The 12,729-nt window shown below is 66.1% G+C and carries 15 protein-coding genes; 10 read left to right on the top strand and 5 right to left on the bottom strand.

The window, feature by feature from the left end; genetic code table 11:
- Positions 1-159 precede the first annotated feature (159 nt).
- Genes AC3WQR_RS02420 through AC3WQR_RS02440 form a run of 5 tightly spaced genes read left to right on the top strand, consistent with a single transcriptional unit; the run spans position 160 to position 4,913 of the window.
- A complete protein-coding gene (locus AC3WQR_RS02420; RefSeq protein ID WP_095948148.1) occupies positions 160-378 on the top strand; it encodes a DUF3311 domain-containing protein in 219 nt (72 codons plus the stop codon).
- Positions 375-1,850 (top strand): sodium:solute symporter family protein, encoded by a 1,476-nt coding sequence (locus AC3WQR_RS02425; protein ID WP_492741047.1) that lies wholly within the window; start codon positions 375-377, stop codon positions 1,848-1,850. Before AC3WQR_RS02420 ends, AC3WQR_RS02425 begins: the two co-directional genes overlap by 4 nt.
- A 38-nt stretch (positions 1,851-1,888) precedes the next feature.
- Positions 1,889-3,091: an amidohydrolase family protein gene (locus AC3WQR_RS02430; protein ID WP_492741048.1), complete on the top strand. Its 1,203-nt coding sequence runs from the start codon at positions 1,889-1,891 to the stop codon at positions 3,089-3,091.
- Positions 3,088-4,398, top strand: a complete 1,311-nt coding sequence (locus AC3WQR_RS02435; RefSeq protein ID WP_492741049.1) for a cyanate transporter — start codon at positions 3,088-3,090, stop codon at positions 4,396-4,398. Before AC3WQR_RS02430 ends, AC3WQR_RS02435 begins: the two co-directional genes overlap by 4 nt.
- A 20-nt stretch (positions 4,399-4,418) precedes the next feature.
- Entirely contained in the window at positions 4,419-4,913 is a 495-nt protein-coding gene (locus AC3WQR_RS02440; RefSeq protein ID WP_492741050.1) for a nucleoside deaminase, read from the top strand.
- A gap of 8 nt (positions 4,914-4,921) precedes the next feature.
- Here the strand turns inward: AC3WQR_RS02440 and AC3WQR_RS02445 are convergent, their stop codons facing one another.
- Positions 4,922-5,776 (bottom strand): DUF7822 domain-containing protein, encoded by an 855-nt coding sequence (locus AC3WQR_RS02445; protein ID WP_492741051.1) that lies wholly within the window; start codon positions 5,774-5,776, stop codon positions 4,922-4,924.
- Positions 5,777-5,907: 131 nt separating this feature from the next.
- Between AC3WQR_RS02445 and AC3WQR_RS02450 the strand changes: the two genes are divergently transcribed.
- Positions 5,908-6,300 carry a hypothetical protein gene (locus AC3WQR_RS02450; RefSeq protein ID WP_492741052.1) on the top strand — a complete coding sequence of 131 codons (393 nt, stop codon included), beginning with the start codon at positions 5,908-5,910 and terminating at the stop codon, positions 6,298-6,300.
- Between the two features lie 25 nt (positions 6,301-6,325).
- Here AC3WQR_RS02450 and AC3WQR_RS02455 read toward each other — a convergent pair whose 3' ends face one another.
- The 3 genes from AC3WQR_RS02455 to AC3WQR_RS02465 form a co-directional block, all read right to left on the bottom strand.
- Positions 6,326-6,751, bottom strand: coding sequence for a PaaI family thioesterase (locus AC3WQR_RS02455; RefSeq protein WP_492741053.1), 426 nt, complete (start codon positions 6,749-6,751; stop codon positions 6,326-6,328).
- Between the two features lie 100 nt (positions 6,752-6,851).
- Complete coding sequence (gene dkgB, locus AC3WQR_RS02460; protein ID WP_492741054.1) at positions 6,852-7,673, bottom strand: 2,5-didehydrogluconate reductase DkgB; 822 nt, start codon at positions 7,671-7,673, stop codon at positions 6,852-6,854.
- A gap of 57 nt (positions 7,674-7,730) precedes the next feature.
- On the bottom strand, positions 7,731-8,933 hold the full coding sequence (locus tag AC3WQR_RS02465) for an MFS transporter (protein WP_354345761.1): 1,203 nt from the start codon (positions 8,931-8,933) through the stop codon (positions 7,731-7,733).
- Between the two features lie 520 nt (positions 8,934-9,453).
- Here AC3WQR_RS02465 and AC3WQR_RS02470 point away from each other — a divergent pair.
- The 4 genes from AC3WQR_RS02470 (at position 9,454) to AC3WQR_RS02485 (ending at position 11,675) form a co-directional block, all read left to right on the top strand.
- Entirely contained in the window at positions 9,454-9,690 is a 237-nt protein-coding gene (locus AC3WQR_RS02470; RefSeq protein WP_354338803.1) for a hypothetical protein, read from the top strand.
- A gap of 45 nt (positions 9,691-9,735) precedes the next feature.
- On the top strand, positions 9,736-10,044 hold the full coding sequence (locus AC3WQR_RS02475) for a helix-turn-helix domain-containing protein (RefSeq protein WP_492741055.1): 309 nt from the start codon (positions 9,736-9,738) through the stop codon (positions 10,042-10,044).
- Positions 10,007-11,026: a reverse transcriptase family protein gene (locus tag AC3WQR_RS02480; RefSeq protein ID WP_492741056.1), complete on the top strand. Its 1,020-nt coding sequence runs from the start codon at positions 10,007-10,009 to the stop codon at positions 11,024-11,026. Before AC3WQR_RS02475 ends, AC3WQR_RS02480 begins: the two co-directional genes overlap by 38 nt.
- Positions 11,027-11,354: 328 nt before the next feature.
- A complete protein-coding gene (locus AC3WQR_RS02485; RefSeq protein ID WP_492741057.1) occupies positions 11,355-11,675 on the top strand; it encodes a hypothetical protein in 321 nt (106 codons plus the stop codon).
- A 49-nt stretch (positions 11,676-11,724) separates the two neighbouring features.
- Here the strand turns inward: AC3WQR_RS02485 and AC3WQR_RS02490 are convergent, their stop codons facing one another.
- Positions 11,725-12,570 (bottom strand): alpha/beta hydrolase, encoded by an 846-nt coding sequence (locus tag AC3WQR_RS02490; protein ID WP_235944225.1) that lies wholly within the window; start codon positions 12,568-12,570, stop codon positions 11,725-11,727.
- Positions 12,571-12,729: the final 159 nt, after the last annotated feature.

Raw genomic sequence — 12,729 nt, forward strand, 5'->3', positions numbered from 1 at the left:
GGATTATTGCCTGCACCCCGCCACCTCCGGGAAAGCCCCCGGATTGACGCGGCCCGCCCGGCTCCGTACCATTCGCGCCGTTTGGTTAACCAAAATATATAAAATGGTTAACCAAAAGAAGATCGAATTTCCAACCACCCGAACACACAGAGACATCCCATGAAACTCGCCAAATGGCTGGCCCTGCTGCCGGTCGCCGCCTTCTTCAGCGGGGGATGGCTGTCGTCCGTCGCGCCCACCTTCGTGCTCGGCATGCCCTTCCTGATGGTCTGGAACGTGAGCTGGCTGGTGCTGACCTCGCTCATCATGGTGGTGATCGACCGCGCCGAAGGCGACCTCGACGCGCAAGACGCGCAGGCTGCAGGAGACGCGCGATGAACGCCGCACTCGGCGTGATCGCGCTCTTCGTGGCCGGCGCCCTCGGCCTGGCCGTGCTCGCGCGGCGCGGGCGCACCATGAGCCTGGAGCAATGGGCGCTGGGCGGGCGCGGGCTGGGCACGATCATGGTGTTCCTGCTCATGGCGGGCGAGTCGTTCTCGACCTTCACCTTCCTGGGCGCCAGCGGCTGGTCGTACAGCAAGGGCTCGCCGGCCTTCTACATCCTGGCCTACGGCGGCCTGGCCTACCTCATGGCCTTCTGGATGCTGCCGGCCATCTGGCGCTACGCCACCGCGCACAAGCTGGTGTCGTTCTCCGACTTCTTCGCCCACAAGTACGACAGCCGCCCGCTCGGCGTGCTGGTGTCGGTGGTCGCGCTCATGGGCATGGTGGCGCTGCTCACCATCCAGCTGCGCGGGCTGGGCATCATCGTGTCGGAGGCCTCGTACGGCTCCATCGCGCCGCAGGTGGCGATCTGGATCGGCACGCTCGTGATGGTCAGCTACATCCTGTTCTCGGGCATCCACGGCTCGGCCAGCATCGCCATCGTGAAGGACATCCTGATCCTCGTGCTCGCCGTGTTCCTGGGCGTGTACCTGCCGTGGCACTACTACGGCGGCGTCACGCCGATGTTCAGCGCCATCCACGCGGCCAACCCCGGCTTCTTCGAGTTTCCGAAAGAGGGCCTGAACCTCACCTGGTACAACTCGACCATCCTGCTCACGGCGCTGGGCTACTACCTGTACCCGTTCAACCTCACCTCGGTGTATGCCGCGCGCAGCGCGAGCGCGGTGCGCCGCAACACCATCCTGATGCCGCTGTACCAGGTGGTCATCGCCTTCCTGTTCCTGGTGGGCTTCGCGGCCATCCTGCAGGTGCCGGGGCTCAAGGGCTCCGAGGTCGACCTGGCCCTGTTCGGCCTCGTGAAGCACACCTTCGACCCGTGGTTCGTGGGCGTGATCGGCGGCACGGGCGTGCTCACCGCGCTGGTGCCGGGCTCGATGATCCTGCTCACCGCTTCCACCGTGATCGGCAAGAACGTCTACAAGGAAGGCTTCGCGCCCCATGCCACCGACAAGCAGGTCTCGCGCGTGGCGCGTGGCGTGCTGCCCGTGTTCGCGCTGGTGGCCGTGTACTTCGTGCTGCGCGGCGGCACCACCATCGTGGCCGTGGCCATCTTCGCGTCGAGCCTGCTCACGCAGCTGCTGCCCTCGCTGCTGTTCAGCCTGATGAAGAAACCCTTCGGCAGCAAGCACGCCGCCTTTGCGGGCATCCTCGCGGGCGGTGCGGTGCTGGCCTTCACGATGACCACCGGCGCGAACCTCGGCACGCTGTTCCCGGCGGCGCCCGTGGTCTTCAAGTCGCTCAACACCGGGCTGGTGGCGCTGGCGGTCAACGCGCTGGTCTTCGTGGCGGTGGCGCTCGTCACGCCGCGCGTGCTGCCGCGCACCGTGGCGGCGCAACCCGCCTGACCGGTCTTCTCTTGCCTCTGACCCACGAACAAAACCGAATGACCCAGCTCCTGATCCGCAACGTGCGCCCCCTGGACGCGTCTCCTGTCGACGTGCGCGTGCACGACGGCCGCATTGCCGAGATCGGCGCGGCGCTGGCCGCACCGGCCGGCGCCACCGTCGAAGACGGCGAGGGCGCCTTGCTGCTGCCCGGCCTCGTCGAAGGCCACACCCACCTCGACAAGACCATGTGGGGCATGGACTGGTACCGCAACGAGGTCGGCACCAACCTCACCGACAAGATCGAGAACGAGCGCGCCTTTCGCCACGCCAGCGGGCACGACGCCGCCGCGCAGTCGCTGGTGCTGGCCAAGGCCTTCCTTGCGCTCGGCACCACGCGCCTGCGCACGCACGTCGACGTCGACACGCAGGCCGGCCTGCGCCACCTCGAAGGCACGCTGCGCACGCGCGAGACGCTGCGCGAGGTGCAGCAGATCCAGGTCGTCGCGTTTCCGCAGTCGGGCCTGCTCGGGCGCGCCGGCACGGCCGAACTGCTCGACCAGTCGCTGGCCCTGGGCGTCGACGTGCTCGGCGGCCTCGACCCCTGCGCCATCGACGGCGACCCCGTGAAATCGCTCGACGTGCTGTTCGGCATCGCCCACAAGCACCAGCGCCCCGTCGACATCCACCTGCACGAGCCCGGCGCCATGGGTGCCTTCTCGCTCGAGCTGATCCTGCAGCGCACCGAGGCGCTCGGCATGCAGGGCCAGGTCGCCATCAGCCACGGCTTCTGCCTGGGCGACGTGAGCGAACGCGAGCGCGACGCGCTGCTCGCGCGCATGGCCAAGCTCGGCGTGGTGCTCATCACCAGCGCGCCGGCCTCGCGCAACGTGCCGCCGCTCATGGCGTGCCGCGCCGCCGGCGTCACCGTGCTGGGCGGCAACGACGGCATCCGCGACACCTGGTCGCCCTACGGCAACCCCGACATGCTTGAGCGCGCCATGCTCATCGGCCTGCGCTACAACCTGCGCCGCGACGACGAGCTCGAAGTGGCGCTCGACACCGTCACCCATTCCGGCGCGCGTGGCTGCGGCTTCGCGGCCTACGGGCTCGACGTGGGCTGCCGCGCCGACCTCGTGCTGGTCGACGCGCAAACACCCGCGCAGGCCGTGGTGGGCCGCCCCGTGCGCAAGCTCGTGGTGTCGGGCGGCCGCGTGGTCGCGCGCCACGGCACGCTCGTGCCCGGCGCCGTGCCCGCGTGAGCCGCGCATCCTCCGCCTCCGACAACCCGCGCACCGGCGCGGGCCCGGTCTTCTTCGCCTGCGTGGTCGTGCTGGTGGCGCTCAACCTGCGCGCCTTTCTCACGTCGAGCAGCCCCTTGCTCGAACCGATCCGCGCCGCGACCGGCATCGGCTTCCATGCCGTCGCGCTGCTCACCGTGCTGCCGATGTTCGCGATGGGCGCCGTGTCGCTGTCGGGCGCGGCCGTGGGCCAGCGGCTGGGCGCGCGCGGCGGCATCGCGCTCGGGCTCGGCGCCATCGCGCTGGCCTGCGCCAGCCGTTACGTGTCGGGCGGCGCTGCGGCGCTGCTGTGGAGCGCCGCGCTCGCGGGCGCGGGCGTGGGGCTGGTGCAGGCGCTCATGCCCGGCGTGGTCAAGCAGGCCTACCCCGCGCGGCTGGGCCTCATGACCGGGCTCTATTCGGCCGCCATCATGGGCGGCGGCGGGCTCGGCGCCATGGCCAGCCCGTGGCTCGCGCGCGCCGTGGGCGGCGATGCCCAACTCGACTGGCACGCCGGCCTTGCGATGTGGGCGGTGCTCGCGGTCGTGGCGCTGGTGGCCTGGCTGCGCAGTGCGCGGCAGCTGCCGTTCGCGTCGTCATCCGTGCGCGCCGCCGACCCCTCGCTCGACCGCGCCTGGCTGCGCTGTTTCGGCCACCGCCGCGCGTGGCTGCTGGCGCTGTGCTTCGGCCTCATCAACGGCGGCTACACCAGCCTTGTCGCGTGGCTGCCGCATTACTTCCACGCCGAGCGCGGCTGGACGGCGCAGCAGGGTGGCGCCGTGCTCGCGCTCATGACGCTGGCACAGGTCGTCGGCGCGCTCACCCTGCCGGCGCTCGCGCGGCGCGGCGGCCAGCGCGACCTGCGGCGCTGGCTGGTCGGCGCGCTGCTGGCGCAGCTCGCGGGCTTTGCGGCGCTCGGGCTTGCGCTGCCCGTGCCGGCGGCCGTCATCGCCGTCGTGCTCGGCGCCGGTTTGGGCGGTGCGTTCTCGCTGTGCATGGTGCTCGCGCTCGACCACCGGCCCGACCCCGCGCAGGCCGGCGCGCTCGCGGGCTTCATGCAGGGCGTGGGCTTCATGATCGCGGCGCTCGCGCCCTTCGTCACCGGCTGGGTGCGCGAGCAGACCGGCGGCTTCACCATGGCCTGGGCCTACCTGGCCGCCGTCACCGTGCTGCTGCTGCCCGCCGTGCTGCGCTTCGATCCGCGCCGCTACGCCGGTGCCACTGCCGGCCTGTTCGGCGCGCAGACTGCATCCGCGCCGTCCCCCATCGACCAGGCTCGCAAGGCTTGAGACCCAAGGAGATTCGACCCATGTACCAAGAACACTTCATGCAGCGCGCCCTGGCCCTTTCGGCCCGGGCGCTCCAGGAGCCCGGCACCGAGCCCTTCGGCGCCGTCGTGGTCAAGAACGGCGAGGTGGTGGGCGAGGGCTTCAACCACTCCGTCGCGCACCACGACCCGACCTCGCATGGCGAGGTCGAGGCCATTCGCGATGCCTGCCGCCGGTTGGGCACCGTCGACCTGTCGGGCTGCGAGCTCTACACCTCGTGCGAGCCCTGCGCCATGTGCGTGGCGGCCATGCACATCGCGGGCATCGGCCAGCTGTACTACGCGGCCACGCTCGCGCAGTCGGGCGAGGCATTCAAAGGCGTGACCGTGGCGGCGCGCCACCCCATCGACGTCGACGTGCTGCGCACCGAAGCCGGCGCACCGCTGGCCGCGCGTGCGCAGCCGGCCGAACAGAAGATGGACGCCGAAGCCGTGCGCATCCTCTCGGCGTGGGCCGAGCCGCGACGCGGCGACTGAAGCAAGCGCTACGCAGCAGCAGCGTCGCCGCGCGTTGCGGCTTCGAACTCGGCGCGGTTGAGCAGGCCGAAGTACAGCACGTCGTACCACTGCAGCCCCAGCGGATATTCCGTGGCGCGGCTGCGCGTGCTGTCGCAGTCGTCGTCGAAGCGCAGCCCGAAGAACGCATCGAGCGGGGCCGCCTGCTTTTTCGCACCGGTTTCGCGCAGCAACTGCGCCGCCGCTGCGATGTCTTGCGGCAGCGCATCGAGCGCGGCGCCGGCCTGCTGGCAGCGGGCAAGCTCCTTCTCGACGCAGGCCCGCAGCGGGGCTTCTTCCGATTCGGTCATGGTGTCGAGCTCGACCGTCTCCAGCAGCAGGTGCTCGTTGCGGTGGGCTTCGAGAAAAGCCAGGGTCTCGTCCAGCCAGCCCGGCAGCTGCGTCGAGCCCGTCGCGGGTGTGGCCGCTGCGCGTGCGACAGCCGCCGGAGTCGCCTTCGGTGCGGCGGACGGCGAGAACCAGCCCTTGAGCCGGTCGACGAACGACGCGGCCTTCGGCGCGGCCACGACGGGCGCTGCTACGGGCGCAGGCACCGGCGCCTGCGCCGCCAGGTACCGCATGATGTCGATGAGCCGCTTCACCCGCGCAAAGCCCGGCTCGAAGCGGCCGCTGATCGCGTACAGCCGGACCTTCTCATCCCCTTCGTCGCTGTCGAGGCCATCGGAGATCAGCGACGCGCACAACTGCGGATCGCCCGACATCAGCAGTCGGTACATGAACGGAATGTCGTAGTTCCATTCGGACAGGCCCGAGATTGTTTCGGGTCGGTCCGTGTACGCCGTGGGCCGGTTGGTGAGGCTGTAGAGGTAAGAGCGATTGGCCATGGATCAAAGTGTGAATGGCGGCTGCAATGCGAGCGCGTCGCCGTGACAAGAATGAAGAAGAGCCACCCCTCGCGAAGCGGCCTTCGGCCTGGTCGGCAGATTCTGCCTTCGCCAGATTTACACTCCGCCCCATGCAAGGAAAGCAAGGAAGCAACGACGTTCAGCGCGGCCTGCAGCCCGTGGTGGAGCTGCGGTCTGAAGGCGCGTCGTACCTGTATTCCGTGCGCGCGCCGCGCTCCAAGGGCGTGATCCCGCCCAGCTCGTACAGCCACACCGGCTTTGCCAGCGTCGCCGATTGCCTGCGCGACATTGCCCGCGCGCTCGGGGGCAACTTCAGTCGCATCTACGTGCGCCTCGAAGGCCATTGCGTCGGCGAGCGCGACATTGCCGAGCTGCGCAAGGCGCCCGACATCGTCGCGGCCGAACTGCAGGCCCTGTGCCGCGCGGTGATCGCCGAGCAGCAGCAGAAGCAGAAGCAGAAGCAGCAACAAGATCAGAGCGAAGCCACCACGCCGCGTTGCTAGCCGCGCGAAGCGGGGTGTCGTTCGCTCACTGCGGCACGTTCACGATGGTCGCTTGCATCATCGCCACCACCTTGTAGTCGGTGTCGCCCGCCTTCGCGAAGGCACGCACCTCGCCCGTGCACACCGCGAGCAGCTTGCCCGAGCTTTGCACCCGGCCGACGGCCAGGAAGCGCTCGCCCAGCGCGGGCCGCATGAAGTTGATCTTGAACTCCGCCGTCACCACGTCGCAGCCCTGCTGCGCCTTCGTGAGCCCCGCGTAGCCGCAGGCGCTGTCGACGATGCTCGTCACCGCGCCCGCATGCACATAGCCGCGCTGCTGCGACAGCGCTTTTGAAAACGGCATCTCGATGTGCACCTCGCCGTCGCCCACATGCACCAGCCGCGCGCCGAGCGTGCCCATCAGGCCCTGTGCATTGAAGCTGTCGGAGATGCGGGTGTGGAGGTCGGTCATGGCTGGCAAGCGAAAAGAAGCAGAAGAAAAGGGCGCCCATGGAGGCGCCCCGAGGGGTCACTGCATTCTGCCGCGCGGCGCTACGCCCGGTGCCAGCGCCTCAATCCCACGCCGGCGACAGCCCTTGCGGATCGGTCAGCCGCTCGCCCCGGTCGAGCGCGGCGATCTGCGCCATCTCGGCCTCGGTCAGCGTGAGCTGCTGCGCCTTCAGGTTGCTTTCGAGGTTCGCGCGCTTCGTCGACGACGGAATCACCGCGTAGCCCAGCTGCATCGCCCAGGCCAGCACCACCTGCGCGGGCGTCGCGCCGTGCGCCGTGGAAATCGCGCCGATCACCGGGTCGTTCAGCACCTTGCCGTAGGCCAGCGTCATGTACGAGGTGATGCGGATGCCCTGGCTCTGCGCGAAGGCCGCCACCTTGCGGTTCTGCAGGTAGGGGTGCAGCTCGATCTGGTTCGTGGCAATGGCCGGCGCGCCCACGGCGGCAATGGCCTCCTGCATCAGCGCGATGTTGAAGTTCGACACACCGATCTGCTTCGTGAGCCCCAGCGCCTTGGCCTCGGCCAGCGCGCCCATGAACTCCGCCACCGGCACGGCGTTGGCGGGCGAGGGCCAGTGGATCAGCGTCAGGTCCACATGGTCTGTGCGCAGCTTGGCCAGGCTGTCTTTCAGGCTGGGCACCAGCTTGTCTTTCGCGTAGTGGTCGGTCCAGATCTTGGTGGTGATGAAGAGCTCGCTGCGGGCCACGCCGCTTTCGGCAATGGCCTGGCCCACCTCGGCTTCGTTGCCGTAGATCTGCGCCGTGTCGATCGTGCGGTAGCCCAGGTCGAGGCCGTTCTTCACCGAGTCGATCACCACCTGGCCCTGCAGGCGGAAGGTGCCGAGGCCGAAGGCGGGAATGGAAGAGTTGTTGTTCGTGGTCATGGCGTGTGTTGTCCTTGTGCGTTCAAAGAAAGGGAAAAGAAGAGGGAGGAAGAAGGCTCAGTGCCCGACCGGCACCGGCCCCGAGGCGCGCACCGGAATGCCGGCACGGCGGTCGAGCGAGCCGCTCCACTGCGTGAGGGCCAGCGACACCAGCACGACGAGTGCGCCGATCCAGGGCGTGTGCATCAGCCCGAGGTGCGTCACGATCAGGCCGCCGGCCCAGGCCGCGCCTGCAATGCCCAGGTTGAAGGCCGCGATGTTCAGGCCCGAGGCCACGTCCACCGCCTGCGGCGTGAAGCGTTCGGCCTGCTTCACCACGTACACCTGCAGCCCCGGCACGTTGCCGAACGCCACTGCGCCCCACATCAGCACCGCCACCAGCGCCAGCCACTTGTGCGGCGCCGCGAAGTTGAAGACCAGCAGCACGGCCGCCAGCAGCGCAAAGATGATCTTCAGCGCCGGAATCGGGCCCATGCGGTCGGCCAGCTTGCCGCCCCAGATGTTGCCCACCGCCACCGAGATGCCGTAGACCAGCATCACCCAGCCCACCGCGCCGGCGCTGAAGCCCGACACCTCCGTGAGGATCGGCGCCAGGAACGTGAACGGAATGAACGAGCCGCCGTAGCCGATGGCCGTCTTGGCATACACCAGCAGCAGGCGCGGCTCGGCCAGCACCTTGGCTTGTTGCGCCAGCGAGGCCGGCGGCGTGTGGCGGATGTTGCCCGGCACGAAGATCCAGCTGCCGATGAAGGCGACCACGCCCAGCGCCGACACCGCCAGGAAAGTCTCGCGCCAGCCGAAGTGCTGCCCGATGAACGTGCCCAGCGGCACGCCCGTGACCAGCGCCACCGTGAGGCCCGTGAACATGATCGCGATGGCGCTCGCCGCCTTTTCCTTCGGCACCAGGCCGGTGGCAATCGTCGAGCCGATCGAGAAGAACACCCCGTGCGCCAGCCCCGTGAGCACGCGGGCGGCAATCAGCGATTCATAGCTGGGCGCCTGCCACGCCAGCAGGTTGCCGACCGTGAACAGCGCCATCAGCCCGAGCAACAGCGCCTTGCGCGGCAGCTTGCCCGTGAGGGCGGTGAGCACCGGCGCGCCAATGGCAACGCCCAGCGCATAGAGGCTGACCAGCAGGCCCGCCGAGGGAAGGCCGATGCCGAGGTCGGCAGCGACGGTGGGAATGAGGCCAACGATGACGAACTCGGTCGTTCCGATGGCGAAGGCGCTGAGGGTCAGCGCGAGTAAGGCGATTGGCATGAGAGCACTCCTTGTGGGATGAGGAGGAGTGTCTTGCGGTTACCTTTGCGGATAAATGGGGGTTGGGTCAGAAGATAGTTGCTCTAAGCGCAATAGTCTCAGGGCAGACCGGATCGCTGGGTGTCACGCCTTGAAACAAAAAAACGTACTGACAGTCAAATGTTGACTGTCTATGACAACTAGAATTCGACCACGGCGGCACGTTACCGTGCTGACGCGGTTCTTCCTAGATTGTGTTTTTCCTTCATTCCACGAAGCAAAGTCAGTGATCAGGCTTCGCGTAGGCGAAGTCCCTCTGCTGGACAGAAGCAGAGCGTTAACGCAGCTGTCCCCCCGGGCGACCGGAGGACGGTGACGAGTGAGTCGAGTTCCTCAAGCCCAGTACGTAGTGCTGGGGGGACAGAGGGGACAGGCGCATTGAGTCGGCGGCAACTGTGATGGGCTTGGTAGTCGAGTTGGCTCCTTTTCGGCGCTGCTTAGTGGGGACAGGGCAATGTCGCCTTGAGAAGGAGTTTCAGAAATGAACAAGCAATCTTGTGAGAACAACATCGAGGTCCTGAAAAAGGTTCGCGATGCATGCAGTAGCCAACTCGACGATGGAGTGTTGTCTGATTTGAATCGCGTAATTGATGAACTGGAGAAAGTTCGTGATGGCGGTTTGAACGCGGCGGAGGCCAGCCGGCTTGCGCTGCGGGTGCTTCAGATGTTCGCGGTATTGGTTCACCTCGTGACCAACATCCGTGATTGGATGAAGTGATGACGACGGGCTCCCCAAGCCCATTCTTTGTTTAGATGGACTTTCATGAATATTGGCAGTGCTATCCAGCTTTCGAGAACAAAGCGGAAGCTCTCGCAAGTCCAACTCGCAAAGCGGGCTGGAATATCTGTTTCTTACTTATCTCTGCTTGAGCGGTCACTTCGCGATCCGCCTCTCTCGACCCTCCAGAAGGTTGCTGCGGGTCTCAATATGCCCTTAGAGATACTGTTCTTTCTTGGAGCAGAGGGCAAAGAGCTTTCTGGATTGAGCCAGGAACTGGCGGGACAACTTGCTGTTGCAGCGCTGGAGCTTTTGAATGAGCCTGAACCTCCTCAAGCCGATCTACCCCTATAGACCAATCAGTTCGTTGAAAGCATTGGCTGCTGCGTTGCGGGTAAGCGAACAAGCGCTGATTGAGATTGCAGGTTCCGCGGATCAGATGTATCGCAAGGTCAAGCCGAAGCCTGGTTCAAGTCGGCAAACTTTCGATGCCAACGCGCCGTTGAAACCTCTGCACGCGCGAATAAAAAAAGCGATCCTCGCGAAGGTAGTCTTTCCAAGCTATCTAACTGGGAGCTTGAAGGGGCGTGACTACAAAACCAATGCCGATCTACACGCCAACAAGAGTGTTGTAATTTGCGAGGATGTGAAGGGATTCTTCAACTCGGTATCGGCAGAGCTCGTCTATGACCTTTGGCGAAACTTCTTCAAATTTGCGCCTGAGGTCGCGCAAGTCTTGACACAGCTCACAACGAAGGATGGAGCGTTACCTCAGGGAGGGATTCCTAGTTCTTTCCTCGCGAACTTGGTGCTTTGGCGAGATGAGCCGCTCTTGCAAGCCAAGCTGCACGCGCGCGGCGTAACCTACTCCCGGTACGTCGATGACATCGCGATGTCTTCTAAGTCACCTCTAACTCTCACGGAGAAAAAAGAGTTGATCGCAGCGGTCTACGGGATGCTTCGAAAGAACAATCTATATGCGCGCCGCGACAAGCACGAGATCACTCCTGCCACAGAACGGATGATCGCAACGAAACTTGTCGTCAATCGAAAGGCGGCATTGCCTAGTGAACGTCGATCAAATGCTCGTGTTCCCGTATTCCAAGTGGAAAAGATGGCTGAGGGCGATTTTGATCCTGCAGAGCTAGCGTTAGCTCTGAACAAGGCTGCGAATCGAGTGGGTCAGCTTGGTCGATTTCATCGAAATCTGGCCAAGCCACTAAAAGAGCGGCTGTCTAGAGTTCGTGACCTCTTGCCAGCGGTGGCGATGGTGCCCGCAATTACTGGATCGCCAGTTCAACTTGAAGATGAAGTGTCTGCGCCCCCTTGGGAGTAGCCGCGTCACGTGCGAAGCGTCAAGAACGCAACTGGAGTGACGGAGCCTCGCGCGCTAGTGCTCTAGATATACTGCCCCGTCGCGCAAAAAAAGCGCGATCGGGTTTGGAAGCCCGCTAAAACCCCTGCGACGAAAGCCGCAGGACCCGCACATGGTCTGCGGCTTTTTCGTTCGCGCTGCTTTTTTAGGCGGCTCGGACGGGAGGGCGCGAGCCCTGCCGGTTTCTCTACAAGGGGTTTTCCGGTCTTCCAACCCGTTCGAGCTGCCGCCATCGTTTGGAAGCGGGGGCGTCGGTTGTGGCAAACCAAAATCCCTTCGGAGGCCGCACATGGCTGAATCTGCATCCGTCCCAGCGCAACCGAGCGCCCGTCCCACTTCCTCGTCATCAGACCTCGACGACCTTGCGGTCCAAGCCTGCGACGACGCCGACAACCTCAACGCTGTAATGCGCGCCTACACCGCGCTAGAAAAGCTCGTAGACACCAGCGCCCTGAACGACAGCGAAGAGCTCGCCCCCACCCGCACCGAACTGAGCGCCTTGCTGCGCCTGCTCAACGAGGCGTTGATGACGCGCATCGCCACCGTCAACGAGACAGCCGGTGCCGTGCGCGATGCGCTGCAAGCGCACCCCTCGCTCAAGCCGGCCTAGCTCCTGGCGGCCGGCGTGAGGCCTCTGCATCACGCCCGGCCCGCAACCCTCAAGCCGCCTTCGTCTCCGGCAACACCGCCGTCAGCGCAAAGTCCACCAGCATCAGCCAGGTCTCTTCGAGCCCGGTGATGTTGTGGTGGTCCGAGTTCGACACGGTCTGCACGCTCACGGGCGTGGGCCAGGCGGCGATGAGTTTTTCGGAGCGTTCGTGGGGCACCACGTCGTCCTTCGCGGCGAGCAGCACCTGGGTCTTGGCGGCGACTTCCTTGCTGTGCTCGATGGAGTTGAAGCGGTGGCGCAGCAACAGCGACAGCGGCACGAGCGGAAAGCGCTTCTTGGCGACTTCGAGCAGCGAGTCGTACGGCGTGATGAGCTGCAGGCTCGCAAACTCCTGCCGCGCCACGAGCTGGATGGCCACGCCGGTGCCCAGGCTGCGGCCCACCACGTGCAGGCGCGCCTGCGGAAAGGCGCGGCGCAGGTGGCTGGCGAACTGGGCGGCGTCGGCCACGGAGGCGATTTCAGACGGCGCGCCCTGCGAGTCGGCTACGCCCCGGTAGTTGAGGGCGGCAAAGCCGAAGCCCTCGGGCAGCCAGTGCAGCATCTGCGCGGTGGCGCGCACGTCTTCGCCGCGGCCGGCGAAGTAGATGAACAGGTCCTGCAGCGCGTCTTCGCCCTGCGGGTGGTACACGTAGCCGCGCACCATGCCGCCCGGCACGGGGTGCGAGTAGGTCGAGAAGTCGTCCGACAGATGCACCACGGGCAGCTTGCGGGCGTTGAAAAGAATGTGGCCCTGGCGCGTGGCGAGCAGGGTCCAGTAGGCGGCCAGGCTGCCAATGGCGGCGGCCGAGGCCGACAGGGCAATGCGGGCAATCTTGGCTTGGGTGTTCTTCTGCAAATCAGGGCTCCCGAGAAAGTGGCGGCGTGGCATCGCAAGGGCAGGGCCCGGCCGGTGCACAACGCGCAAGGGGCGTAGTTTCACCGCGTTCGCGAGGCGGTGCGTTGCGAGGTGTATGGCCGTGGCGCGCGGCGCGCCGGCCGGGGGCTGAAGATAATC

Source organism: Variovorax sp. FW305-3-2-15-B-LB1 (assembly GCF_058787635.1).

What these genes read in the sequence shown, in the direction of transcription:
- AC3WQR_RS02420 (WP_095948148.1), top strand. Translation starts at nt 160, where the DNA reads ATGAAACTCGCCAAATGGCTGGCCCTGCTGCCGGTCGCCGCCTTCTTC.
- AC3WQR_RS02440 (WP_492741050.1), top strand. Translation starts at nt 4,419, where the DNA reads ATGTACCAAGAACACTTCATGCAGCGCGCCCTGGCCCTTTCGGCCCGG.
- AC3WQR_RS02425 (WP_492741047.1), top strand. Translation starts at nt 375, where the DNA reads ATGAACGCCGCACTCGGCGTGATCGCGCTCTTCGTGGCCGGCGCCCTC.
- dkgB (WP_492741054.1), bottom strand. Translation starts at nt 7,673, where the DNA reads ATGACCACGAACAACAACTCTTCCATTCCCGCCTTCGGCCTCGGCACC.
- AC3WQR_RS02485 (WP_492741057.1), top strand. Translation starts at nt 11,355, where the DNA reads ATGGCTGAATCTGCATCCGTCCCAGCGCAACCGAGCGCCCGTCCCACT.
- AC3WQR_RS02470 (WP_354338803.1), top strand. Translation starts at nt 9,454, where the DNA reads ATGAACAAGCAATCTTGTGAGAACAACATCGAGGTCCTGAAAAAGGTT.
- AC3WQR_RS02450 (WP_492741052.1), top strand. Translation starts at nt 5,908, where the DNA reads ATGCAAGGAAAGCAAGGAAGCAACGACGTTCAGCGCGGCCTGCAGCCC.
- AC3WQR_RS02465 (WP_354345761.1), bottom strand. Translation starts at nt 8,933, where the DNA reads ATGCCAATCGCCTTACTCGCGCTGACCCTCAGCGCCTTCGCCATCGGA.
- AC3WQR_RS02455 (WP_492741053.1), bottom strand. Translation starts at nt 6,751, where the DNA reads ATGACCGACCTCCACACCCGCATCTCCGACAGCTTCAATGCACAGGGC.
- AC3WQR_RS02480 (WP_492741056.1), top strand. Translation starts at nt 10,007, where the DNA reads ATGAGCCTGAACCTCCTCAAGCCGATCTACCCCTATAGACCAATCAGT.
- AC3WQR_RS02445 (WP_492741051.1), bottom strand. Translation starts at nt 5,776, where the DNA reads ATGGCCAATCGCTCTTACCTCTACAGCCTCACCAACCGGCCCACGGCG.
- AC3WQR_RS02430 (WP_492741048.1), top strand. Translation starts at nt 1,889, where the DNA reads ATGACCCAGCTCCTGATCCGCAACGTGCGCCCCCTGGACGCGTCTCCT.
- AC3WQR_RS02475 (WP_492741055.1), top strand. Translation starts at nt 9,736, where the DNA reads ATGAATATTGGCAGTGCTATCCAGCTTTCGAGAACAAAGCGGAAGCTC.